Below are 264 nucleotides of genomic sequence, written 5' to 3'. Positions count from 1 at the left end.
CATCACCGCGCCCACCGGCCCAAGGCCTGCGGCCAGCGCCTTGCTGGCGCCGAGCACGGCGAACAGGCCCAGTCCTGCAGCATCGAAGAACTGCACCGGATTGCGCATGCGTTCGACGTCGGCGTGGCGGAAGAAGGTCAGCAGTCCGGCGGCGCTGGACACCGCGAGATAGCGCCAGTCGACCAGCGAGGTGGGCGGCGTCGCGGCCAGCAAGACGTCGCGCATGATGCCGCCGGCCGTGGCTGCAGCGAACGAGAGCACGAG

Annotated in this window: 1 protein-coding gene; it reads right to left on the bottom strand. The window is 70.5% G+C overall.

Annotation, left to right across the window (positions count from 1 at the left end; genetic code table 11):
• On the bottom strand, window positions 1-261 hold a 261-nt coding region (locus tag FLQ44_RS21745; protein ID WP_276607904.1), incomplete at its 3' end, for a trimeric intracellular cation channel family protein.
• Window positions 262-264 lie beyond the last annotated feature (3 nt).

The sequence above is a fragment of the Vogesella mureinivorans genome (genome assembly GCF_007644035.1).
Classification (GTDB): Bacteria; Pseudomonadota; Gammaproteobacteria; order Burkholderiales; family Chromobacteriaceae; genus Vogesella; species Vogesella mureinivorans.
This window is presented reverse-complemented; position numbering and strand designations above follow the sequence as displayed.